This is a genomic window from Mesorhizobium sp. CC13, from assembly GCF_039907765.1.
In the GTDB taxonomy this organism is placed as follows: Bacteria; Pseudomonadota; Alphaproteobacteria; order Rhizobiales; family Rhizobiaceae; genus Aminobacter.
Map to the genome: position 1 here is coordinate 62,905 of NZ_JARDJI010000021.1, position 23,561 is coordinate 86,465.

Annotated in this window: 22 protein-coding genes and 1 tRNA gene; 8 read left to right on the forward strand and 15 right to left on the reverse strand. The window is 66.9% G+C overall.

All coding sequences use genetic code 11. The features are described from left to right. Positions 1 to 777, reverse strand: a complete 777-nt coding sequence (gene ubiE, locus PV773_RS21745) for a bifunctional demethylmenaquinone methyltransferase/2-methoxy-6-polyprenyl-1,4-benzoquinol methylase UbiE (protein ID WP_347968368.1) — start codon at positions 775 to 777, stop codon at positions 1 to 3. Positions 778 to 887: 110 nt separating this feature from the next. Here ubiE and PV773_RS21750 point away from each other — a divergent pair, with 110 nt between their 5' ends. The 3 genes from PV773_RS21750 to PV773_RS21760 all read left to right on the forward strand — a co-directional run bounded on the left by PV773_RS21750 (position 888) and on the right by PV773_RS21760 (position 3,247). Next, complete coding sequence (locus PV773_RS21750) at positions 888 to 1,862, forward strand: adenosine deaminase (RefSeq protein ID WP_347968369.1); 975 nt, start codon at positions 888 to 890, stop codon at positions 1,860 to 1,862. A gap of 102 nt (positions 1,863 to 1,964) precedes the next feature. Further along, positions 1,965 to 2,591 (forward strand): uracil phosphoribosyltransferase, encoded by a 627-nt coding sequence (gene upp, locus PV773_RS21755; RefSeq protein ID WP_347968370.1) that lies wholly within the window; start codon positions 1,965 to 1,967, stop codon positions 2,589 to 2,591. Positions 2,592 to 2,704: 113 nt separating this feature from the next. Beyond that, positions 2,705 to 3,247 carry a TIGR02281 family clan AA aspartic protease gene (locus PV773_RS21760; RefSeq protein WP_347968371.1) on the forward strand — a complete coding sequence of 181 codons (543 nt, stop codon included), beginning with the start codon at positions 2,705 to 2,707 and terminating at the stop codon, positions 3,245 to 3,247. A 224-nt stretch (positions 3,248 to 3,471) separates the two neighbouring features. Here the strand turns inward: PV773_RS21760 and deoA are convergent, their stop codons facing one another. From deoA to PV773_RS21790, 6 genes are all read right to left on the reverse strand, one after another. Beyond that, positions 3,472 to 4,791 (reverse strand): thymidine phosphorylase, encoded by a 1,320-nt coding sequence (gene deoA / locus PV773_RS21765; RefSeq protein WP_347968372.1) that lies wholly within the window; start codon positions 4,789 to 4,791, stop codon positions 3,472 to 3,474. 294 nt (positions 4,792 to 5,085) lie between these two features. Next, positions 5,086 to 5,892, reverse strand: a complete 807-nt coding sequence (locus PV773_RS21770; RefSeq protein ID WP_347968373.1) for a purine-nucleoside phosphorylase — start codon at positions 5,890 to 5,892, stop codon at positions 5,086 to 5,088. After that, positions 5,889 to 6,281 (reverse strand): cytidine deaminase, encoded by a 393-nt coding sequence (gene cdd, locus PV773_RS21775; protein ID WP_347968374.1) that lies wholly within the window; start codon positions 6,279 to 6,281, stop codon positions 5,889 to 5,891. The genes PV773_RS21770 and cdd overlap by 4 nt, the downstream gene beginning before the upstream one ends. Before the next feature lie 138 nt (positions 6,282 to 6,419). Then, positions 6,420 to 7,391, reverse strand: coding sequence for an ABC transporter permease (locus PV773_RS21780; protein ID WP_347968375.1), 972 nt, complete (start codon positions 7,389 to 7,391; stop codon positions 6,420 to 6,422). A gap of 1 nt (position 7,392) precedes the next feature. Then, positions 7,393 to 8,535, reverse strand: coding sequence for an ABC transporter permease (locus PV773_RS21785; protein WP_347968376.1), 1,143 nt, complete (start codon positions 8,533 to 8,535; stop codon positions 7,393 to 7,395). Then, entirely contained in the window at positions 8,532 to 10,064 is a 1,533-nt protein-coding gene (locus PV773_RS21790) for an ABC transporter ATP-binding protein (protein ID WP_347968377.1), read from the reverse strand. The genes PV773_RS21785 and PV773_RS21790 overlap by 4 nt, the downstream gene beginning before the upstream one ends. A 165-nt stretch (positions 10,065 to 10,229) precedes the next feature. On the opposite strand from PV773_RS21790, the gene PV773_RS21795 reads away from it, so the two are divergent. Continuing rightward, complete coding sequence (locus PV773_RS21795; RefSeq protein WP_347968378.1) at positions 10,230 to 10,439, forward strand: SlyX family protein; 210 nt, start codon at positions 10,230 to 10,232, stop codon at positions 10,437 to 10,439. Between the two features lie 62 nt (positions 10,440 to 10,501). On the opposite strand, the gene PV773_RS21800 is transcribed toward PV773_RS21795, so the two are convergent. The 4 genes from PV773_RS21800 to PV773_RS21815 form a co-directional block, all read right to left on the reverse strand. Beyond that, complete coding sequence (locus PV773_RS21800) at positions 10,502 to 11,491, reverse strand: BMP family ABC transporter substrate-binding protein (protein ID WP_347968379.1); 990 nt, start codon at positions 11,489 to 11,491, stop codon at positions 10,502 to 10,504. 198 nt (positions 11,492 to 11,689) lie between these two features. Then, the gene (gene msrA, locus PV773_RS21805; protein WP_347968380.1) at positions 11,690 to 12,349 is read right to left on the reverse strand and encodes a peptide-methionine (S)-S-oxide reductase MsrA; all 660 of its coding nucleotides are present in this window, start codon (positions 12,347 to 12,349) and stop codon (positions 11,690 to 11,692) included. Between the two features lie 51 nt (positions 12,350 to 12,400). After that, positions 12,401 to 12,721, reverse strand: coding sequence for a hypothetical protein (locus PV773_RS21810; protein WP_340035986.1), 321 nt, complete (start codon positions 12,719 to 12,721; stop codon positions 12,401 to 12,403). Between the two features lie 92 nt (positions 12,722 to 12,813). Then, complete coding sequence (locus PV773_RS21815) at positions 12,814 to 13,524, reverse strand: hypothetical protein (RefSeq protein ID WP_347968381.1); 711 nt, start codon at positions 13,522 to 13,524, stop codon at positions 12,814 to 12,816. A 434-nt stretch (positions 13,525 to 13,958) separates the two neighbouring features. Between PV773_RS21815 and PV773_RS21820 the strand changes: the two genes are divergently transcribed. Together PV773_RS21820 and recQ are read left to right on the forward strand one after the other, a co-directional pair. Further along, positions 13,959 to 14,048 (forward strand) — tRNA-Ser (locus tag PV773_RS21820). A gap of 308 nt (positions 14,049 to 14,356) precedes the next feature. Next, entirely contained in the window at positions 14,357 to 16,156 is a 1,800-nt protein-coding gene (gene recQ, locus PV773_RS21825) for a DNA helicase RecQ (RefSeq protein WP_347968389.1), read from the forward strand. Positions 16,157 to 16,243: 87 nt separating this feature from the next. Here the strand turns inward: recQ and PV773_RS21830 are convergent, their stop codons facing one another. The 3 genes from PV773_RS21830 to PV773_RS21840 all read right to left on the reverse strand — a co-directional run bounded on the left by PV773_RS21830 (position 16,244) and on the right by PV773_RS21840 (position 18,569). Beyond that, entirely contained in the window at positions 16,244 to 16,732 is a 489-nt protein-coding gene (locus PV773_RS21830) for a cytochrome c (RefSeq protein ID WP_347968382.1), read from the reverse strand. Between the two features lie 157 nt (positions 16,733 to 16,889). Next, positions 16,890 to 17,522 carry a hypothetical protein gene (locus tag PV773_RS21835; RefSeq protein ID WP_347968383.1) on the reverse strand — a complete coding sequence of 211 codons (633 nt, stop codon included), beginning with the start codon at positions 17,520 to 17,522 and terminating at the stop codon, positions 16,890 to 16,892. A 345-nt stretch (positions 17,523 to 17,867) separates the two neighbouring features. Then, entirely contained in the window at positions 17,868 to 18,569 is a 702-nt protein-coding gene (locus PV773_RS21840) for a phosphoribosyltransferase (RefSeq protein ID WP_347968384.1), read from the reverse strand. A 91-nt stretch (positions 18,570 to 18,660) separates the two neighbouring features. On the opposite strand from PV773_RS21840, the gene PV773_RS21845 reads away from it, so the two are divergent. After that, positions 18,661 to 19,842, forward strand: a complete 1,182-nt coding sequence (locus PV773_RS21845) for an amidohydrolase (protein WP_347968385.1) — start codon at positions 18,661 to 18,663, stop codon at positions 19,840 to 19,842. Between the two features lie 300 nt (positions 19,843 to 20,142). On the opposite strand, the gene PV773_RS21850 is transcribed toward PV773_RS21845, so the two are convergent. Next, the gene (locus PV773_RS21850; RefSeq protein ID WP_347968386.1) at positions 20,143 to 21,081 is read right to left on the reverse strand and encodes a nucleoside hydrolase; all 939 of its coding nucleotides are present in this window, start codon (positions 21,079 to 21,081) and stop codon (positions 20,143 to 20,145) included. Between the two features lie 146 nt (positions 21,082 to 21,227). Here PV773_RS21850 and PV773_RS21855 point away from each other — a divergent pair, with 146 nt between their 5' ends. Continuing rightward, a complete protein-coding gene (locus PV773_RS21855; RefSeq protein ID WP_347968387.1) occupies positions 21,228 to 23,102 on the forward strand; it encodes an adenine deaminase C-terminal domain-containing protein in 1,875 nt (624 codons plus the stop codon). Positions 23,103 to 23,561 lie beyond the last annotated feature (459 nt).

Consider the following 23,561-nt stretch of genomic DNA (forward strand, 5'->3'; position numbering starts at 1 on the left):
TCAAAGCTTCCAGCCCGAATGCAGGGCCGCGATGCCGCCGGTATAGTTGCGGAAGGAGACGCGATCGAATCCGGCGCGGGTCATCATCGCGGCAAAATTCTGCTGATTGGGGAATTTGCGGATCGATTCGACCAGATAGGAATAGGGCTCGGCTTCGCCGGTGACGGCCTGGCCGATGCGCGGAATGGCGTTGAACGACCAGGCCTCGTAGACGCGGTCGAGCAGCGGCATGTCGACCTCGGAGAATTCGAGGACCATGATCCGGCCGCCCGGCTTGAGCACGCGCCAGGCTTCGGCAAGCGCGACGTCGATGCGCGGCACGTTGCGGATGCCGAAGGCGACCGTGTAGGCGTCGAAGGTCTCGTCGGCGAAGGGCAGTTCCTCGGCATTGGCCTCGACGAAGTCGGTCTGGTCGGCAAGTCCGCGCTTTTCGGCCCGCTCGCGGCCGACGGCCAGCATCGAGCCGTTGATGTCGAGCACGGTGGCGTGCGCGTTGCCGTGCGAGGCATCGATGATGCGGAAGGCGATGTCGCCGGTGCCGCCGGCCACGTCGAGGACCTTCCAGCCGGGGCGACGCGGCGGATTGAGCCAGGCCACCATGCCATCCTTCCAGACCCGGTGCAGGCCGCCCGACATCAGGTCGTTCATCAGGTCGTAGCGGTTGGCGACCTTGTGAAAGACCTCGTTGACCAGGCCCTGCTTCTCGGCCGCGCCGACATTGCGGAAACCATACGAAGTTTCCATGCCGCCGGCGGCCGTCGTCCGTTGTTCTGACATTTTCTTGTCCAATCAAATCCGGCGGGACCATAGCCGATCACACCAGCCGGCGCTATTGTCTGAGGCGCGGTTTTCAGCCGCGCCCGCGCCGAGAGGACGAGGAATAACATATGCCATTGAAAGCCGAGCTGCACTGCCACATAGAAGGCGCGGCCGCTCCCGAACTCGTAATCCGTCAGGCGCAGAAATACGGCAAGGATCACTCTCCCTTCATCCAGAACGGCTCTTTCGTATGGAACGACTTCACCTCGTTCCTCGCCGCCTATGACTTCGCCGCCGACCTGTTCCGCACGGAAGAGGATTATGCCCGGCTTTCCGAGCACTACCTGACCAGCCTCGCCCGCGACGGGGCGATCTATTCCGAGGTCTTCACCTCGCCGGACCATGCGATCAAGGCCGGGCTCACGCCCAAGGCCTACACCGACGCGCTGGGCGAAGGCATGGAGCGGGCCAAGGCCAAGACCGGCATCGAGGGCCGCATGATCGTCACCGGCGTGCGCCATGTCGGGGTCGATTCGATCGAGGCGGCGGCGCGCTTTGCCGCCAAGTGCGACCATCCGCTGGTGACCGGCTTCGGCGTCGCCGGCGACGAGCGCATGGGCGACTTCGAGGACTATGTGCGCGCCTTCGAGATCGCCCGCGAGGCGGGGCTGGGCATCACCATCCATGCCGGCGAACTGCTGGGCTGGGAAAGCGTTCAGGCAGCGCTCGACCACATCCGCCCCTCGCGCATCGGCCACGGCGTGCGCGCCATCGAGAACCCCGACCTGGTCAGGCGCATCGCCGACGAGGGCATCGTGCTCGAGATCTGCCCCGGCTCGAACGTGGCGCTCAAGGTGTTCGGCAGCTTTGCCGAGCATCCTTTCACGCGGCTGCGCAGCGCCGGCTGCAAGGTGACGCTGAACTCGGACGACCCGCCCTATTTCTGGACCAGCCTGAAGCGCGAATACGACATCGCCGCCGAGCATTTCGGCATGGACGAGAAGGCGCTGGCGGCGATGACCCGCACCGCGATCGAGGCGGCGTTCGTCGACCGGAAGACGAAATCGGCGCTGCTGGCCAAGCTGGACGGCCAGAAACGCTGATTTCGGCCGACAAAACTGTGGTTCGAGGCAGGCAGGTCGTTGGTAGGCGACGTGCCTGCCGATAGAATGGCCGCAATTTCCGAGTTTCCAGGAGCGTAAGCCATGACCGTGACCGTCGTCGACCATCCGCTTGTCCAGCACAAGCTGACCATCATGCGCGACAAGGAAACCTCGACGGCCGGGTTCCGGCGCCTGCTGCGCGAGATCTCGCTGCTGCTCGGCTACGAGGTCACCCGCGACCTCGAGCTGACCACCAAGACCATCGAGACGCCGATCGAGACGATGGAGGCGCCGACGCTCGAGGGCAAGAAGCTGGTGTTCGCCTCGGTGCTGCGCGCCGGCAACGGCCTGCTCGAAGGCCTGCTGGACCTCGTGCCGGCGGCGCGCGTCGCCCATGTCGGGCTCTACCGCGACCACGAGACGCTGGAAGCGGTCGAGTATTTCTTCAAGGCCCCGAGCGACATCGGCGACCGCCTCGTCATCGTCGTCGACCCGATGCTGGCGACGGCCAATTCGGCGATCGCGGCGATCGACAAGCTCAAGGGCCGCGGCGCCACCAATCTGCGCTTCCTCTGCCTGCTCGCCTCGCCGGAGGGCATCGAGCGCTTCACCAAGGCGCATCCCGACGTGCCCGTGTTCACCGCCTCGATCGACCGCGCGCTCAACGAAAAGGGCTACATCGTGCCCGGCCTCGGCGATGCCGGCGACCGCATGTACGGCACGAAGTAGCCGGCTTAACCGGCTGTTCACCGCCTTTCGCGACGGCGTCCTCGCGGGCCGCCGCGTTAAAGCCCCGATCACCTTGTGCCGCCTAGGATGACGCCAAAACAAGAGGCGTCACAATGCTGCGTAAACTGATCATATTCGGCGTCGCCGCCGGTACGTCGGCGTCGTTGCCGACGCTGTACGAGAAGAATGGCGACACGTTCAGGGCGCTGCTGACGGCTTCGTCCGGCAGCGAGGCGGCAGCCGGCAAGCCGGTCCAGGCCAACGTGGCGGCGACATCGACGGGCGCGCGGCGGGTGGTGATCGACCAGGACCTGCGCGGCCATTTCACCGCGACCTTCAAGCTCAACGGGCGCTCCGTCGACGCCATGGTGGACACCGGGGCGACGGTGGTCGCGATCAACCTCTCGACCGCGCGCAAGGCCGGCGTGAAGGTGGCGGCGGCCGACTTCACCCAGGAGGTCAACACCGCCAACGGCGTCGCCAAGGCCGCGGTGGCGCGCATCGACAGGCTGCAGATCGGCCGCATCACCGTCGAGGACGTGCCGGCAGTGGTGCTCGAGGACAAGGCGCTGGAAGGCACGCTGATCGGCATGAGCTTCCTGTCGCGGCTGAAGAAGTACCAGGTCGAGAACGGCGCGCTGCTGCTGGTGCAGTAGGGCCGGCAAGATGGCGCGTCCTGCGAGGCCCGCCTGTCAGGCGAGCACCTCAGGATGAGCAACGTGGAGCGCTTCTCCCCGCCAACTGGCTCCGCCAGTTTCAGATTCGCCCTTCGCAATCGATCAGCATTTGAGCGCCGACGCTGCTCATCCTGAGGTGCGAGCCCGCACCGCGGCCTCGGGTCAGGTCAATATGGAACGGGCGAGCCTCGAAGGACGAGAACTCAATCCTGCGGCGCGATCCGCCTGGCGATGGCCTTGGCGGCAGCGGGCTTGGCGTCGTCCACTGCGTAGGCCGCAAGCACGGCCACCGCGGCGGCCTCGGCCTGAGCCTGGCTGCGGGCATGGACTCGTGCCAGCGCCTCCCCCGACCTCACCCCGCAACCGACGGGCAAGAGCCCGGTGATGCCGACGGCGTGGTCGACCTTGTCCTGCGGTCGCGTGCGGCCGCCACCGAGGGCGACCACGGCGAGGCCGATATCTCGCGTGGCGATGGCCCTGACATAGCCCGCGCGCGGCGCCTTCACCGCAAGCTCGACATCGGCCGTGGGCAGATACTTGCCGGGTTTGGTGACGAAGTCGGCTGGTCCGCCCAGGACGGAGACCATGCGGCCGAAGATGTCGGCGGCGGTGCCGTCCTCCAGTGCAAGCCGCGCCCGCTGAAGCCCCTCGCGCTGCGTGGCGGCACGGCCGGCGGACAGCAGCATCTCGGCGGCAAGCGCCAGCGTAACCTCTTCCAGGCGCGGGTCGCGGAAGCGGCCGGTGAGGAAATCGACCGCGTTCTGGACCTCGACGGCGTTGCCGGCGGCAGACGCCAGCGGCTGGTTCATGTCGGTGATGAGCGCGGTGGTCTTGAGACCCGCGCCATTCGCCACCTCGACCAGGCTGGTCGCCAGCGTCGAGGCATCGCGCGTCTTCTCCATGAACGCGCCATTGCCGAGCTTGACGTCGAGCACCAGGGAACCCAGGCCGGCGGCGAGTTTCTTGGACAGGATCGAAGCGGTGATGAGCGGCACCGATTCCACCGTCGCGGTGACGTCGCGCACGCCGTAGAAGCGCTTGTCGGCGGGGGCGAGGTCTGAGGTCTGGCCGATGATGGCGCAGCCGGCCTCGCGCACGGTGCGGCGGAACAGGGCAAGGTCGGGCTGGCTGGCATAGCCCGGGATCGAATCCATCTTGTCGAGCGTGCCGCCGGTGTGGCCGAGGCCGCGGCCGGAGATCATCGGCACATAGGCGCCGCAGGCAGCGACGATGGGTGCGAGCATCAGCGAGACATTGTCGCCGACGCCGCCGGTGGAGTGCTTGTCGGTGGCCGGCCCGGGCAGGCCGGACCAGTCGAGCACATCGCCGGAATCGCGCATGGAGGTGGTCAGCGCCACAGCCTCGTCGCGGCCCATGCCGTTGAAGAAGACGGCCATGCCGAAGGCCGCGATCTGGCCTTCCGACACCGCGCCGGAGGTGATGCCGGCGACGAAGGCCTTGACCTCGTCCGGGGTCAGCGCCTTGCCGTCGCGCTTGCGGCGGATGATTTCCTGCGGGAGCATCAGTGGGCGCTCACGGCCTGGGCAGCGTGGCGCCCGACGTTGCCCCCCTCTGGTCCTGAGCTGGTCGAAGGACCGGCCATCTCCCCCACAAGGGGGGAGATCACGCCATCATCGGCGCCTCGCCCACCCGTGTGCAGCCGAACGGAATTTCCTGGTCGACCAAAGCGCTCGACTATGCCGCAGGAATTGGCGTGGCGTCGACGCGTCCGATCTCCCCCCTTGTGGGGGAGATGGCCGGCAGGCCAGAGGGGGGCGCGAAGGAACGCAGCGGCTTCCAATCGCCCCGCCCCCGCCTCACGCATCGAACGAGCCATTGTCGAAGGCCGTGCGCAAGACCGAGGCGAGGCGCGCGCCGCCGATGGGGGCCATGTCCTTGGTCTCGCCGTGCGACAGCTCGGCGCCGGTCATGCCGGCGGCAAGGTTGGTGACGACCGAACAAGCCAGCACCTTGAGGCCGAGGAAGCGGGCGACGATGACTTCGGGAACGGTCGACATGCCGACCGCATCGGCGCCGAACAGGCGGGCCATGCGGATTTCGGCCGGGGTCTCGAAGGACGGACCGGAGAACCACATGTAGACGCCCTTGTGCAGCTCGATGCCGGCGTCGGTGGCGGCGGCCTCGAAAGCCTTGCGTAGGCCCGCGTCATAGGCCTCGGTCATGCCGACGAAACGGCGGTCGGTCGGCTCGCCGAACAGCGGGTTGGTGCCCGAGAAATTGATGTGGTCCTCGATCAGCATGATCGAGCCGGGCTGCATCTCGGGCCTGAGCGAGCCCGCCGCATTGGTGAGCAGCAGCCGGGTCACTCCGATGCCGGCCAGCGCCTCGATCGCCGGGCGCATCACGGCTGCATCGCCGTGCTCGTAATAATGGGCGCGGCCGGCCATCATGATGATCGGGCGGCCGCCGAACAGGCCGGCGACGATCTCGCCGGCATGGCCGGTCACGCCGCTGCGCGGAAAACCCGGCAGCTCGGCATAGGGAATGCGGACGGCGTTCTCGACCTCGTCCACGAGGTTGCCGAGGCCGGAGCCGAGCACCAGCGCGGTCGACGGCGCGAGCCCGCCGAGGCGCTCGACGAGACGATCGACGGCTTCCTTCATTTCAGGACCTCTCCCTGGAACCCGTAGGGCAGCATCTGGCCCATGGTCACGGTCTCCACCACGCCGGTTTCGTCGCACAAATAGAGCTTGGTGTCGGCGCCGGCGAACTCGGCAAGGCGCTGGCGGCAGCCGCCGCAGGGCGTGATGCGGGCCATGCGCGCCGCCACCACGGCGATCTCGGTGATCTTGCCGCCGCCGCCCATGATGTAGTGGCCAAGCGCCGTGGTTTCGGCGCACCAACCTTCCGGATAGGACGCCACCTCGATGTTGGCGCCAGCGAAGATGCGGCCGTCCTCGGTCCTCAGCGCCGCGCCCACGGGGAACTTGGAATAGGGCGCGTAGGCCTTGGCCATCGCGGCAGTCGCTGCCTGGAAAAGTTCATGGCTCATGGCGGAGGCCCCGAGCTGGCTGGATACCCCCACCCCTAACCCCTCCCCACGAGGGGGAGGGGGACTTGGCGTCGGCGCTTGGTTGTTCCCCTCCCCCTTGTGGGGAGGGGATAGGGGTGGGGGTAAATTCGACCATACTCACCGCTCCTTCACGTAGGGCACGCCGCCGGCGCGCGGCGGGATGGCCTTGCCGATGAAGCCGGCGAGCAGGATGACGGTCAGCACATAGGGCAGCGCCTGCATGAACTGCACCGGCACCTTGCCGATGACCGGCAGGGGCGTGCCCTGCAGGCGGATCGACAGCGCGTCGAGGAAGCCGAACAGCAGGCAGGCGAACATGGCCGGCACCGGGCGCCACTTGGCGAATATCAGGGCAGCCAGCGCGATGTAGCCGCGGCCGGCGGTCATGTCCTTGACGAAGCCGGCGTTCTGGGCGAGCGCCATGTAGGAGCCGGCAAGGCCGGTGAGGATGCCGGTGCAGATGACGGCGCGGTAGCGCAGCCAGGCGACCGAGATGCCGGCGGTGTCGACGGCGGCCGGGTTTTCGCCGACGGCGCGCAGGCGCAGGCCGAAGCGCGTGCGGAACAGCACCCACCAGGTGAACGGCACGGCAAGGAAGGCGATGTAGGTCAGCAGCGAATGCCCCGACAGCAGGCCCGAATAGAGCTGGCCGATGACGGGCACGTCGCGCAGCGCATCGGCGCCCGGCAGGTTGATGGCGCCGAAGCGCGCCTCCGGCTCGAGCGACGGCGTGCGGCCGCCCTGCTGGAACCAAGCCTGGCCGAGGATGATGGTGGAGCCGGCGGCGATGAAGTTGATCGCCACGCCCGAGACGATCTGGTTGCCGCGATGGGTGATCGAGGCGAAGCCGTGGATCAGCGACATGCAGATGGAGACGGCGACGGCGACCGACAGGCCGATCCAGGCGGAATCGAAGACGGCGGCAGCGGCGGCACCGGCAAAGGCGCCGGCGAGCATCTTGCCCTCGAGGCCGATGTCGAAGACGCCGGCGCGTTCGGAATAGAGGCCGGCGAGGCAGGCGAGCAGCAGCGGCACCGACAGGCGAACCGTCGAGTTCAGGACATTGATGAGCGTGTCGATGAATTCCATCTCAGGCACGCTCCCCTTTTGCGGCGGCGATGCCGACGGATTTCGGACTGACGCTGGCGAAGATGCCCTGGATGGCCGGGCGGAACATGTGTTCGAGCGCGCCGGCGAAGAGGATCACCAGGCCCTGGATGATGACGATCATGTCGCGGCTGATGTTGGGCATCTCGAAGGAGAGTTCGGCGCCGCCCTGGTAGAGCATGCCGAACAGGATGGCGGCGGGCACGATGCCGGCAGGATGCGAGCGGCCCATGAGCGCCACTGCGATGCCGACGAAGCCGGCGCCGCTGACGAAGTCGAGCGGCACGTTGTGCTGGTCGCCGAGGATGGGGTTGAGCGCCATCATGCCGGCGAGCGCACCCGAGATCAGCATGGTGACGATGGTGATGCGGGAGGCCGAGATGCCAGCATAACGCGCCGCCTTCGGGCTGAAGCCCATGGTGCGGATCTCGTAGCCGAGTTTGGTGCGCCAGATCAGCACCCAGACCAGGAAGGCCATGACCAGCGCCAAAAGGAACGAGACGTTGAGCGGCGCCGACGGACGGACCTTGAGGCCGAATTCGGCCAGCAGCCAGCCGAGCTTGGGCAGTTGCGCGCCGTCGAGGAACTGGCGCGTCTGCGGCGCCATGGCGCCGACCGGCTTCAGCACGTTGACCAGCATGTAGACCATCACCGAGGCGGCGATGAAGTTGAACATGATGGTGGTAATGACGATGTGCGAGCCGCGCCTGGCCTGCAGGTAGGCCGGGATCAGCGCCCACAGCGCGCCGACGAGCGCCGAGGCCATGATCGCCAGCGGAAAGGTCAGCCACCACGGCAGCACGCTGTCGAAGGCTAGCGCGACGATGCCGATGCCGAGGCCGGCGATATAGGCCTGGCCCTCGCCGCCGATGTTGAACAGGCCGCAGTGGAAGGCGACCGCCACCGCAAGGCCGGTGAAGATGAAGTTGGTGGCGTAGTAGAGCGTGTAGGCGAGGCCCTGGCCGCTGCCGAAGGCGCCCTCGACGAGGATGACGGCGGCGCGGAACGGATTTTCGCCGACGAGCAGCACCACCAGGCCGGCGACGATGAAGGCGACCAGCAGGTTGATCAGCGGGATCAGGCCGTAGTCGGCCCAGGCCGGAAGTTTTGCGTAAGGCATGCTCATTCGGCGGCCTCCTTGTGTTCGACGCCTGCCATGAGAAGCCCGAGTTCGCCTTCGCCGGCCTCGGGCCCGCGCTCGCCGACGATGCGGCCGGCGAACATCACCAGGATGCGGTCGGACAGCGAGCGGATCTCGTCGAGCTCGACCGACACCAGAAGCACGGCCTTGCCCTGGTCGCGCATGGCGATCAGGCGCTTGTGGATGAACTCGATGGCGCCGACGTCGACGCCGCGCGTCGGCTGGCCGACGATCAGCACGCCGGGGTCCTGCTCGATCTCGCGCGCGAGCACGATCTTCTGCTGGTTGCCGCCGGAGAAATTGGCGGTCTTGAGCCGCGGGTTGGCCGGGCGGATATCGTATTTGGCGATCTTGTCCTGCGCGTCCTTCTGGATCGCGTCGAGGTTGAGGAACGGGCCCTTCAGATATTGCGGCTTGTCGTGATAGCCGAGGATCGAGTTCTCATTCTCCTCGAAGGCGAGCACCAGGCCGACGTGGTGGCGGTCCTCCGGCACGTGGGCGAGGCCGCGATCGCGCAGCTCGGCCGGGTCGGCATTGCCGGTCACCTCGATCGGCTTGCCGTCCAGCAGCACGGTGCCCGACACCGCCTTGCGGATGCCCGAGATCGCTTCCATCAGCTCAGACTGGCCATTGCCGGCGACGCCGGCAATGCCGACGATCTCGCCGGCGCGGACGTCGAAGGAGACGTCGTCGACCATGGTGACGCCGCGCGAATCCTTGACGGTCAGGTTCTTGACCGAGAGCTTGACGTCGGCGGGCTTGGCCTCGCCCTTCTCGACGCGCAAGAGCACGCGGCGGCCGACCATCAGCTCGGCCAGTTCCTCGACGGTGGTCTCGCTGGTCTTGCGGGTGGCGACCATGGTGCCCTGGCGCATGACCGAGACGTTGTCGGTGATGGCCATGATCTCGCGCAGCTTGTGGGTGATCAGCACCACCGTCTTGCCCTGGTCCTTGAGCTGCTTGAGGATGCGGAACAGGTGATCGGCCTCGGCCGGGGTGAGCACGCCGGTCGGCTCGTCGAGGATCAGGATCTCGGCGCCGCGATAGAGCGCCTTGAGGATCTCGACGCGCTGCTGCAGGCCGACGGGCAGTTCCTCGATGATGGCATCGGGATCGACCTCGAGGCCATATTCCTGCTCCAGCCGGCGCAACTCGGAGCGCGCCTTGGAAATCGACTTGTTGAGCAGGGCCTCGCCTTCTGCGCCGAGGATGACGTTTTCCAGCACCGAGAAATTCTCGACCAGCATGAAGTGCTGGTGGACCATGCCTATGCCGGCGGCGATGGCGTCGTTGGGCGTCTTGATGGCGGTCGGTCTGCCGTTGACGCGGATCTCGCCGCTGTCGGCCTGGTAGAAGCCATAGAGGATCGACATCAGCGTCGACTTGCCGGCGCCGTTCTCGCCGATGACGCCGTGGATGGTGCCGCGCGGAACCTCGAGCGCGATGTCGCGGTTGGCGCGGACGGCGCCGAAACTCTTGTTGATGCCGATCAGCTCGATAGCAGCTTCCGCCATACGCCTGTCCCACTCACGTTTCTTATGTTCTTGTTATGGCTTGCCGGAAGAGCTAGCACGCCCATCCTGCCCTGCCAATCGACTCGGGCCCGCGCCCTCGACAAACGGGCGGACCGCGCCCACTTTCGACCTGTTGCCATTGCTGCGGACCGAGGAGGAAAGACCATGACCACGCCCGAGGACCGGCTGACGACGCTCGAAATCCGCAATGCGGAACAGGAGCACATGATCGAGGAGCTCTCCGGCCAGATCGCCGAGCAGTGGACGGTCATCGACCGCATGCAGAAGAAGCTCGACGCCCTGACCGAGCGTTTCCTCGCCCTCGAAGAAAGCTCCGCGCCCGACACGCCGGTGACCAAGCCTCCGCACTGGTAGCCGATCGGCTATAAAAAACGCCGCCGGACCAGGCCCGGCGGCGCATTTCATTCACCCAGCGCTCAATAGGGGCACTTGTCGTCCGAGGTGTAGTCGTGGACCTGGATGGTGCCGGCGATGATGTCGGCCTTGGCCTTCTCGACGGCGGCCTTCATGTCGTCGGTGACGAGCGACTTGTTGTTGTCGTCGAGCGCGTAGTCGACGCCGCCTTCCTTGAGGCCGAGATTGTTCACGCCGCCGGTGAACTTGTCGTTCTTGGCGTCCATGAAGGCGTTGTAGACGGCGGTGTCGACGCGCTTGAGCATCGAGGTCAGCACCTTGCCCGGGTGCAGGCCGTTCTGGTTGGAATCGACGCCGATGCCGAGCTTGCCGGCATCCGCCGCAGCCTGGAGCACGCCCACGCCGGTGCCGCCGGCCGCGGCGTAGATCACGTCGGCGCCCTGCGAGATCTGGGTCTTGGCGATTTCGCCGCCCTTGGTCGGGTCGTTCCAGGCAGCCGGCGTGTCGCCGGTCATGTTCTGGATGACTTCGGTCGCACCGGCCGCCTTGGCGCCGCCGACATAGCCGCAGCCGAACTTGCGGATCAGCGGGATGTCCATGCCACCGATGAAGCCGACCTTCTTGGACTGCGAAGCATGCGCGGCCATGACACCGACGAGGTACGAGCCCTCGTTCTCCTTGAACACGACCGAACGGATGTTCGGCTTCTCGACGACCATGTCGATGATGGCGAACTTGATGTCCGGATAGTCGGTGGCGACCTTGTCGAGCGCTTCCGACCAGGCGAAGCCGGCCATGACGATCGGGTTGCGGCCATCCTCGGCGAAGCGGCGGAGCGCCTGCTCGCGCTGCGAGGCGTTGGACACCTCGAACTCGACATAGGCGATGCCGGTCTCGGCCTTGAACTTCTCGGCGCCGTTGAAGGACGCTTCGTTGAACGACTTGTCGAACTTGCCACCGAGATCGTAGAGCAGCGCCGGCTGAACTTCAGCTGCGAACGCCGGAAGGCACATGGCGGTGGCCGCCAGGAGGCCAAGAACGATACGTTTCATGTGATCCACACCCTGTCGGTTGTCTTTTTCGATCACCGTGCGGGCCGTTCCTCTGGCTGCCGCCCGGCGCATGGCGAGGATCGCGTCCCCCCGCTCATGGCCATATCTTGCACGGGCCAAGGCAAAATTCACGCGGAATCTTGACCTTTTGGAAAAATGCTGTGGCCATCCAAATCCACAGCAAAACCAACGGCTAGACTATGCCTGCTGCGGGATCGCACAGCTCACGCCGGTGCCCTTCAGGCCGCAATAACCATACGGGTTCTTGGCCAGATACTGCTGGTGATCCTCCTCGGCAAAGTAAAACGCCGGCGCCGGCGCGATCTCGGTGGTGATCTTGTCGCGGCCGGCGGACTTGAGCGCCGCCTGGTAGGCATCGCGCGAGGCGATCGCCTCGGCCTGTTGCGCCTCGCCGAAAGTGTAGATCGCCGAGCGATAGGTGGTGCCGACGTCGTTGCCCTGGCGCATGCCCTGGGTGGGATCGTGGGCTTCCCAGAAGATCTTAAGCAACTGGCCGTAGGAGACCTCCCCGGGATCGAACACGACCAGCACCACTTCGGCATGGCCGGTGAGCCCGGTGCAGGTTTCCTGGTAGGTCGGATTGGGGGTGATGCCGCCGGCATAGCCGACAGCGGTCACCCAGACCCCGGGCGTCTGCCAGAACAGCCGCTCGGCGCCCCAGAAGCAGCCGAGGCCGAACATCGCCTGCTCCGTGCCCTCGGGATAGGGGCCCTTGAGCGGGCGTTTGGAGACGTAGTGCTTCGAGGCGGTCGGGATCGGCCGGTCGCGGCCGGGCAGCGCCTCGGCGGGCGCCGGCATCTTCAGCTTCTTGTTCAGCATGTCGCTCAGGAAAAACATGGGCATTCTCCCTTCATCGTTTGCCGATACGGTCGCCGCAGGCGAATTGTTTCAGACCTCGCCGGTGAAACGTCCCGGGCGACGGCGGTGGCCCACCGCATAGAGCAGGAAGGCGATCGCGGCGAAGATCGCGAAGCCCGGCAGGTCGAGCAGCGGGACGACGACCGCTTCCCAGGCCGCAGGGCCGGCCTTGTCGCGGACGAAGCCCTCGGTGGCGGCGAAGGTGCTCGGCGACGCGGTCGACCAGCTGGTATCGAGCGGCGTCATGACCAGCCTGGACACCGCAACGGTCCGCGTCGCGTCGAGCACGGCCATGATGACGGCCACCGAAAGCGCGATCGCCGCAGCGAGACGGAACACGAAGCGGATCATGAGAGGTCCTGAAGTATCGGTTTCGCCACCAGAGATAAGGTGTGCGGGCAGCGCGCGCAATCACGGACACGGCGAATTGACAGGCAAATGGCCTATGCCGGCTGGCCGGAGCGGCGGCCGAGGACGCGCCAGAGGGCGAAGACGCCGCCGGCGAGCGCGCCGACGATGATGCCGGCAAGGCCCATGAAGATGACGAAATAGCCGCAGCCGCCTTCGAAGCAGCTCATGTCGGTTGCCGAGGCGTAGAGCTGGCCGCCGCCGAGCCCCACCGCCAGGCCAAGCGCGCCGCCGAGGACGATGCCGAGCAGCACGAGTCCGATCGAAGCCACGATCGACAACGCCGGCCGCGGCGCACCCGGGGCAGCGACGGCCGCCGGCCGGCCCCGGCGCTCACGCTTGACGAGCACGATCATCGCAACGCCGACGACGATCTCGCCTGCGCTCCAGGCAAGCGCGGTCAGGCTGAAGGCGAAGTCGGGTGCGGCGAGCACGTAGAGCTGCTTGACGACGAGGGCGGCGATGACCGCCCACTGCCAGAGCGTGAACTGGCCGGCGAACCGCGGCGAGCGCTGGTAGACGAGCCAGAGCAAATAGAGCCCCCAGGCGATGGCGATGACGCCGACGGCCATCGAGCCATAGATGAAGGCGAGCACGGAGCCGGGGAACGAGTAGCTCCAGACGCTTGCCAGGCTGCCGTCTATGCCGCGTGCGGCAAGCGCCATGACGATACAGACCCAGGCCACCGGCAGCCAGCCCAGCATGTTCCTTTCGCCCGCGCCGCCTTCGCCGCCCTCTGTGGACATTTTCTCCCCCGCACCTTGTGCCGCTCCGCGGCCAGTCTGCTCACGACGGCCGCCGCTGGCAAGATGGGGGGCGAAGCCAGCCGTCCGGCCGAGCCCCGGAGGCTCGACCGGAGCCTGGCCAGCAGACGCGCCCAAGCGTCGGCTGCCCCTCGTTCCCGCCATACACTGCCGCCCACGCCGGCGCAGTGCACCGCATTTTGCCGGCACGGCCAATTCGCCGGCAAGATTTGCGACGCGACCGCTTGGCAAGCGGCGCCGGATCGACTAGATGAGCCCCGCAGCGGAACGCAAGCGATCGCGTTCGGCTGCAGGCGAAGGCGTCAGGCAGGTTGACTGCGCCCGATTGCAGGCCCGAGCGGCCGCAAGCCACGCCCAGGAGATGCACGCACTCCCAACCAGCCCGGCGAAACCGGCCGGCGCAAGGCGCGCGACGCGGAGAGGTGGCCGAGTGGTTGAAGGCGCACGCCTGGAAAGTGTGTATACGGGGAACCGTATCGCGGGTTCGAATCCCGCTCTCTCCGCCAGACCTTCGTTAGCGCACTGAATAACTGCGCTTTTCTGCTAATTTCTGCAGATAGCCCACAGCTACCTGTCAGGTTTGGCCCCTTGCACGATCCCGCGCCGAACCATTCGGCACCGGTCCTGGCGGAAGCCCGCATCGAGGGCGAAGGCATAGTGAGGCGGCGGAGGCCCTATCGCCTGGTCGGGCGTTGGTTCCATGCATCCTGTCAGGACGAGCACACCGAGGAAGTGTTGCAGGGGGGCGCACGATGACCGCTATCGCGGCGAAGCTGCTATGAAGGACATTTCCATGATTCTCCATACTGCGCCGATGACCGCCTCCGCCCTCGAAATCCTCAAGACCGTTTATGGCTATGATGCCTTCCGGGGACCGCAGGCGCGCATCGTCGAGCATGTGATCGCCGGCAACAACGCCTTCGTGCTGATGCCGACGGGCGGCGGCAAGTCGCTGTGCTACCAGATCCCCGCGATCGTCCGCCCGGGAATGGGCCTCGTCGTATCGCCGCTACTGGCGTTGATGACCGACCAGGTTGCGGCCCTGCGGCAGGCCGGCGTGCGTGCGGCCGCGCTCAATTCCGACCTTGCGCTCGACGACCGCCGCTCCCTGTGGCGCGACATCCGCACCGGCCAGCTCGACCTTCTCTATGTCGCGCCCGAAACGCTGCTCAGGCCGGACGTGCTGGAACTGCTCGAGGGCGTGAAGCTGTCGCTGATCGCCATCGACGAGGCGCACTGCCTATCACAGTGGGGGCATGATTTCCGGCCTTCCTATCGCCAGCTCGACGCGGTGGTGACGCGCTTTGCAGGTACCCCGCGCATGGCGCTGACGGCGACTGCCGACGAGCCGACGCGCGCGGAGATCCTGTCGCATCTCGCCATCGCCGAAGCGGATGCCTTCATCGCCGGTTTCGACCGGCCCAACATCCGCTACGCCATCGAGGAAAAGGACAATCCGCGCGCCCAGCTCAAGGATTTCCTCAAGCGCTACGAGGGCGAGAGCGGCATCGTCTACTGCCTGTCGAAACGCCGGACCGAAGAGACCGCTGCCTGGCTGCAGGGCCTCGGCTACGATGCGCTCGCCTATCATGCCGGCATGGACAAGGCGGCGCGCGAGGCCAATCAGGTGCGCTTCCAGCATGGCGAGGCGGTCATCATGGTCGCCACCGTCGCCTTCGGCATGGGCATCGACAAGCCCGACGTACGCTTTGTCGCCCATATCGACCTGCCGGGCAGCATCGAGGCCTACTACCAGGAGACCGGCCGCGCCGGGCGCGACGGCCTGCCGTCCGATACGCTGATGCTCTATGGCTACGACGACATCGCGTTGCGCAGCCGCTTCATCGAGGAATCGCAGGCGCCCGACCAGCGCAAGCGCATGGAGCGGCAGAAGCTCGACGCGCTTTTGGGACTGGCAGAGACCGCAAGCTGCCGCCGGCAGGTGCTGCTGTCCTATTTCGGCGACGATTGCGAACCCTGCGGCAATTGCGACACCTGTGCCGAGCCGCCAAAGCTCTTTGATGGCGCCATCGCGGCGCAAAAGGCGCTGTCGTGCATCTACCGCACCGGCGAGCGCTTCGGGCAGGCCTATATCGTCGACGTGCTTCTGGGCGTGGACAACGAGCGTATCGCCCAGTTCGGCCATGACCGCATCTCCACCTATGGCATCGGGAAAGAGCACGACAACCGCACCTGGCGGGCGATCCTGCGCCAGCTGATCGCACTGCGCCTGATCGACGTCGACCTCACCGGCCATGGCGGCCTGTCGATCGCGCCCGCCGGCCGCGACTTCCTGCGCAACAAGCCGGCGCTGATGCTGCGCGTGCCGGCCCCGCCGCGCGCCAGGCGCGGCAAGGTCGCGCGCGGTGCTGCGCAGTCCGCCGTCTCGGAGGCGGACCACGACCTGTTCCAGGCGCTGCGCCAGAAGCGCACGGAGATCGCGCGCCTCCAAAACGTTCCGCCCTATGTGATCTTTCACGACAAGACGCTGATCGAGCTCGCTGCGGCGCGCCCGGCATCGCGCGCGGAAATGGCCAACGTGCCCGGTGTCGGCGAGGCAAAGCTCGACCGCTACGGGCCGGCTTTCCTTGCCGTCATCGCCGAGTACGCATGACGAGATGGTGTTGGGATGACAACCTGGGCGGACAGCCCATCTTGCTCACCGTGAACAGGCAAGACCGCGCAGCTTCGCTGCGGCCGGTCACCGCTTGGCTTGCGACTGCATTTCGTAGGCGCGCTCGAATTCGGCATGCGCCTTCTGGATATCCTCGGGCCAGGTCGACTTGATGTAGGACAGCACGGCGATGATGTCCTCGTCCGGCAATGTCCCTTCGAAAGCCGGCATCCTGGACTTGTAGTCCTTCAGCTTGGCGCCTTCCGTCACCCCGAGCTTGGTGATGTCGAACAGCAGCTGGTCGGCGTGGTGCCAGGTATGGCCGTCGGCATCGTGCGGCGGGGCCGGCAGGTATCCGTCCTTGTCGGGCGTCTGCCAGTCGGCCTGGCCCTCAAGGTTGGCGCCATGGCAGACGGCGCACGTGCCGAGATAGACCGCCTTGCCGCGGGCGACGACCTGTGCATTTCCCGGCCGGAGAAGTCCTCCGGATCCGCCCGGAAGCAATGCGTAGGCCAGCACCGCAGCCGCGGCGGCGACGAGCACGCCCGCACCCAGAACGACGTATCTTGTCAGCATGGTCCCCACCCTCGCCTGCCGGCCGCAGACGTGATGGCCACATCCTAGCGGGGAGCCGCCGGCCCCTCAATCGTCGGGGCCTGCGGCCTCTGGACACGCCCGGCCCGGCGACGGCGTTGCCGCCCGGTTCAGCAGCGATGCGCTGCGGCCGGAAAACTCAGCCCGCCAACGGGTGCCGGGACGCCCCGACGGCAAGGCTTTCCGCCTTCGGCGTGCGCATGGCAAAGGATGCGATCAGGAAAGCCTGCAGCATGACTGCGGCATAGGCCGCAAGAATGATCGCACAGGGGACGACGAAGTTGAGCTGGGGCGCCGCGCCGAGGATCACCGGCATCGTCCAGGACACGGCCGAGACCACGCCGCAGCCGATCAGCGCCGCTTTCCTTCCGGGCGTTATGCCGTCCAGCAACCGGCTGCCGATCCGCTGGTTCAGGAAGGGCAGCACGAGCCGATGGACGGCGATGCCGTTGAGGGTGAGGATCGCCACGATCGTCACCTTGGCCCAGAGCTTCGGGTTGAGCAGTTTTTCCGGCTCGGTTGCCTGGTAGAGCAGCAGGAAACCGACGCCGGAAAACCACAGCAGCGCGAGCCCCAGGGCGACGAAGCGGCTGATCCATTCGACATCGCCGACGAGTTCCGCCGTCAGCGGCGAGCGACGGTAGCGCGACAGCAACAGGTCGAGGAAGAGCGCGCCGCCGAAGCCCAGCACCAGGCCGCCGAAATGGATCAGCCTGAGCGCGGTGCGCAGATGGGTGGCGACGTGGGGCGAGACGAGGTCCAGACCGTTCAAGTTTGCGCTCCGGGAAAGACATGGCAACGCCCCGCGTCCCCGAAACGAGGACGCGCCCGGCCTGCCTGAACTGCGACGTTGGCGAATTTCTTGACCCGGCGCAGCCGCTCCTGCGGTTACGACCAGACTGTCTCTCCCTAGGTAATATGATTTTTTTAGTCAAGTATAAGAATGCGCTGAACTAGCCAATATCGCGCTATCCCGGGCGAAGGCATCGCGGACCGCACCGCACGGGCGTGGCGTCGGCGACGGCCGCAAACAGGAGTTGCATGGCGACGGCAACCGCGTCGCAAAACATGGCTGCCTGCCTGGCGCGCATCACCCGCCGCCGCCTGCGCAGAATCGTCAGGACCGAAGCGGAACCCAGGCGCCGGCTTCGGTGCGGATCAGGCGCGGCGAGGCGATGGCGCCATGGATGCGCGTCACCAGCGAAGCGTCGTGCGCGCCGATCGCCTGACGCCAGACATCGCCCTGCAGCATGGCGAAGATGGAGGCGACGGGCCTGATGCCGGCCTTGGCCAGGAGCTTCAGTACCGCCAGCATCGAAGTGCCGGAACTGATGACGTCGTCGACGACCAGCACGCGCCGGCCTTCGAGCAGCGGCAGCATGCGCGGGTCGAGGTAGAGCCGCTTGGCATGCTCGGGGCTGGTGATCGAACTCATCGGCGCGGACAGCTCCTCGCTGTACCAGAATTTTCTGGACGTCCCGAGCGCCACCATCCTGCCGTGACCGAGGCGCCGGGCCACGCCGTTGGCCAGCGGCAGGCCGAGCGTCGGCACGCCGATGACGACCTCGGGGCCGTAGGCCCGGGCATGGGCGGCCATGGCATCCGACAAGGCATCCTCGACGGCGAAGCTCGCCTGGTTGACGATCATCGAGGCCACAGCGCGGCTGCCGTCGCCCGGCAGGACCCTGATCGGCAGCGCGATCTGGCGCCCATCGGCCAGCGACGCCGGGTAGAGGTCGCTGAAGCCGTCGGAAGGCGCGGTGTCGAACGTGCCTGCGGGAAAAACCGTCTGCCAGAATTCATGCGGAGCGAGTGGCACAATGGGCCTTTCTGATGCAGAAGGGATACGTGGCGCCGATGGCCCTGGGCGCCGCTGAAAGCAGCGAGGCGGGCCGAACGGAGTTTGCGTGATGACATCGACGGCCGGGCACGACAAGGGCGAAATCGAGATGCTGACGGCGCTGCGCCGCGACATCCACGCCCATCCCGAGCTCGGCTTCGAGGAGGTGCGCACGTCAGGCATCGTGCAGAAGATGCTGACGGACGCCGGCATCGCCATACAGACGGGCCTCGGCAAGACCGGCGTCGTCGGCACGCTGAAGCTCGGCGACGGGTCGCGACGCATCGCGCTGCGCGCCGACATGGACGCGCTCGCCATGCCCGAAATGGCCGAAGAGCGGTCCTACAAGTCGACCATAGAGGGCAAGATGCACGCCTGCGGCCATGACGGCCACACTGTCATGCTGCTGGGCGCCGCACGCGCGCTCGCCCGCCGCAGGAATTTTTCCGGCACCGTGCACTTCATCTTCCAGCCGGCCGAGGAAGGCCGCGGCGGCGCCAAAGCGATGATCGCCGACGGCTTCTTCAGGCAGTTCCCGGTCGATGCCGTCTACGGACTGCACAACATGCCCGGCATCGCGCCCGACAGCATGGCCGTGGTGGCAGGGCCGCAGCTCGCCTCCTCCGACCGCTGGACCGTCACCTTCAAGGGCATCGGCACCCACGGCGCCAAGCCGCACCTCGGCCGCGACGCGATGACCGCCGCCGGCCAGTTCCTGACCGCGCTGCACGCCATCGTCGCCCGCCGCGTCGACCCGCTGCAGCCGGCGGTGGTCAGCGCCTGCGCGATGGAAGCCGGCAGCTTCGAGGCGCTCAACGTCATCCCGGACCTGGTCAAGATCGGCGGTACGTCGCGCGCGTACTCGGCCGCCGTGCGCGACCAGCTGGAAGAAGAAATCGGCGCGCTTGCCGAAGGCTCGGCGCGGGTCTACGGCATTGAGGCGGAATACCACTACTTCAGGCAGATGCCGCCCGTGGTGAACGACCGCGACGCGACCCGCCGGGCGCTGGCGGCGGCGCAGGCGGCGCTCGGCATCGACAAGGTGATGACCGAGTTCCCACCGTCCACCGCCGGCGACGACTTCGCCATGTTCAGCCAGGAGGTGCCGGGCGCCTATGTCTGGCTTGGCAACGGCCCCGCCGTCGATGGCGCCCTGCACCACAACAGCCGCTACGACTTCAACGACGACGCGCTGGCGAGCGGCGTGAGGTTCTGGACGACGCTGGTCGAGCAGGAACTCGCGGCGGCGTAGGCGACGAAGTCGTTCAGCGGCAAGCCTTCAAGGCGGTCGTCCATGAAGGCCACTCAGGAGCTATCGACCCCCACTCCGGTTTGCTGCGCAAACCACCTCTCCCCCGTTCGACGGGGGAGAGGAAAGTGGCCGCAGGCTCGGCACCCTTTCCTCTGCCTCACGAAATTGGTGCGCGAGGAACACAGGTTCCGCCAGGTCAGCGACCTGCAAGATCGGCGCTTCCTCTCCCTCACTAAGTGGGGGAGAGGTGGCACGGCGAAGCCGTGACGGAGTGGGGGCCTTCCGTTATGCTACAAGGCGCTACTCCGCCTTCAGCCTGTCATAGAGCAGCTTCAGCACCGCGGCGCTCTCGACCTTCAGCGCCACCGACACGGGCGAGCCATCCTCCGAAACCGTCAGCGCGCCGGCGTCGCGCGTCGTGCCGGTGTCGACAGTGAGCTTCAGCGTCTCGCGGGTGAACTGTGCCTCGTCGAGCGCCAGAAGCATGACGCAGGGGTCGTGCAGCGGCCGGCTCTCGCCGCCCGTGGTCGACTGGAAATAGGCGTCGATCAGCGCACCCGAGGCGACCGCGGCCGGCACGCCGGATGCCTGCAGCATGGCGGTGTCGTCGCGCGTGGCGCGGACCTTGCGGGTGACGTCGAGCGGGATCAGCGTCATGTCGAGCCCGGCGGCGAAGACGATCTCGGCGGCCTCGGGGTCGGCGGCGATGTTGAACTCCGCGCGCGGTCCTATGTTGCCCGGCTCGTAGACCGCGCCGCCCATGGCGATGACGCGGCCGATGCGCTGTGCGGCCTCGGTATGATCGGTGACGAGGCGGGCGATGTTGGTGAGCGGGCCGAGCGCCAGAACGTCGATGGTACCGGCGTCGGCCGCCTGGAGCGTGTCGCGCAGCCAGGCGACGGCGTCGCCGGCCACCGGCTGCGCCAAGGCATCGGGGAAGGCCACGCCGCCGAGGCCGTCATCGCCGTGGATGTCGGCGGTGTCGAAGCCTTTTCGCGACAGCGGGCCGGCGGCGCCAGCAATCACGGACACGTCGACGCGGCCTTCGAGCGCCAGGATGCGGCCGGCGTTGCGCGTGGTTGTGGCGATGCCGATGTTGCCGGCGACCGTGGTGATGCCGATGACGTCGAACTCGGCCGACTTCAGCGCCAGAAGGATCGCCACCGCATCGTCGATGCCGGGATCGGTGTCGATGATCACCTTGCGGGTCGGGGTCTGCTGCATGGCGCGGCCTTTCATGCCAGTCTCAAATCAAGTCCGGTTTCGCTTCGCATCATCGCATCAAGGGAATCAAGCCGAAATGCTCGCACCAGCCTCCGGGCGAACCGGACTGGCACAGCGGAAACCGGTTCCGATTTTTGGAGCCATGCATTAGAGGCGAGGCCATGACCAAGACAGCTCCCCTGCCCGCCGACCTGCTCATCGATCCCGCCGACGAAATCATGATCCGGCAGGACCTCGTCCTCGTGGCGCTCGGCAAGCGCCAGGCCGACCGACTCGTCCAGTTCGGCCGCGTGCTCGACGTGCACACCGGCACCTGGATGGACGATTGCGAGGTGGCGATCCGCGGCCGGCGCATCGCCTATGTCGGCCCCGCCGGCAGCTTTACGGGCACCGCGCGCGAGACCGTCGACCGCACCCATCTGGCCGCCGTGCCGGGCTTCGGCGAGGTGCACAAGCACATCGAAAGCTCGCACCTGACGCCCGAACATGAGGCGGCGCTCGTCATGCCGCGCGGCAACACCTGGACCTGCGAGGCGAGCCACGAATTCTCCAACGTCAACGGCCCGAACAACCTCGCATTCTGGCTGACGGCGCGCCGCGCCGGCTCGCCGATGAAGATTTTCCCGCTGCCCGGCTCGGCCGTGCCGCCGACGGCCTATGAAGGTGGCGGCGGGCATTTCGGCTATGCCGAGCAGATCGGCTTCCTCGGCGAGAGCACGATGGTCGCCGGCCTCGACGAGGTCATGGACTGGCCGGCCGTGTGGAACCCGGAGAACCCGTCCTACGGCAGGCTGTGGGGCATGATCCAGGCGACCTTCGAAAAGCGCGGCGTGGTCGAGGGCCATGGCGCCGGCCTGCGCGACCTGGCCTCGATCAACGCCTTCGCCGCCGCAGGCCTCTCCTCCGACCACGAGGCGTGGACGCCCGAGGAGGCGTGGGACAAGCTCAGGCGCGGCATCTTCATCGAGATTCGCCCGCATTCGATGCCCGACATCATCAAGGGCCTGCTCCAGCGCGGCCTGCGCGACTGGAGCCAGGTGGCGTTCGCCACCGACGACCGCAGCGCCTCGGACACGCTGAAGATGGGCGCGACCGACCACAATGTCCGCCTCGCCATCGAAAGCGGGCTTGCGCCCGAGATCGCCTACCAGTGCGTGTCGATCAACCCGGCGCGGCACATGCGGCTGACGCCCTTCGTCGGCTCGATCGCGCCCGGCCGCTTCGCCGACATGGTGCTGCTCGACAAGGCGGCAACCGTGTCGATCGCCGAGGTCTGGGCCGACGGCGAGCAAGTGTCCGAGGGTAAGACCTTCACCGGCCACCTGCCAGGTATCGACTGGCCGGACTGGGCGACGAAGACCGTCAATGTCGGCCGCAACCTGACCGCCCAGGACTTCGCGATATCGGCCGAGCCGGGCCGCGCGACGATGCAGGCGGCGCTGCTGCGCCCGTTCCATTGGGACGACAACTTCATCACCACCGAGTTGCCGGTGGCGGATGGCGACGTGCAGCGCGATGCTGAGCGCAACATCACCAAGTTCGCAGTCGTCGACCGCTATTCGGGCAAGGGCCGGGTGGCAAAAATGTTCTGGCTCGGCTGCGGCCCCAAGACGCCCGACACGGCCGTCGGCTGCACGGTGGCGCATGACCAGCACAACATCTGGGTCGTCGGGTCTTCGGACGCGGCGATGGCCGAAGTGGTCAACCGCATCTCGGAAAACCAGGGCGGCTGGGCGCTGGTCACCGGCGGCAAGCTGGTGGCCGACGTGCACTACGAGGTCGGCGGGCTGATGACCAACCGTCCCGCCGAAGCGCTCGATGCCGAGATGGAAAAGCTCTATGCCGAGGCCAGCAAGATCGACTGGCTCTACGAGCCGACCTTCTCGCCGCGCTGGTTCCCCGGCTTCCCAGAGCGGCTGCAATTCGCCACGCTGACCTGTGCGCCCTGGCGTTGGGTGCTTGTGGCTCCCACGGATGCGGTGCCCGAGGGGTTCGTGAACGTGCAGACGGGCGAGAGCCACAGGGTGGTTTGGTAGGGCGGTACCCTCATGGTGAGCCTGTCGAACCATGGGGGGGGCTTGTCGCGCCGAAGATTGTGCCTGGCGCCCTCGTGGTTCGACAGGCTCACCATGGGGGCTACTGAGGCGGCGGCGCCAATCGACCCCCACTCCGGTTTGCTGCGCAAACCACCTCTCCCCCGTTCGACGGGGGAGAGGTAGGCAATTGCGGGCGCTGCGCCCTTCCTCTCCCCTACGAAGTGGGGGAGAGGTGGCACGGCGAAGCCGTGACGGAGTGGGGGATTTCTGTCAGTCTGGCGGACACGTCCACGCAGCAGTACGGCTCCGCGGCCTCTCATCCTGAGATGCGAGCCCGCGAGGCCGTCGGCCAAGTCGCCAAAGCCTTAGCGAGCGAGCCTCTTAGAGCGGATTTCTGATTGATTGAATCATTTGGGATTCCTGTTTTGAGCAGATTGTGATTCAAGATGCTGGCTGGGT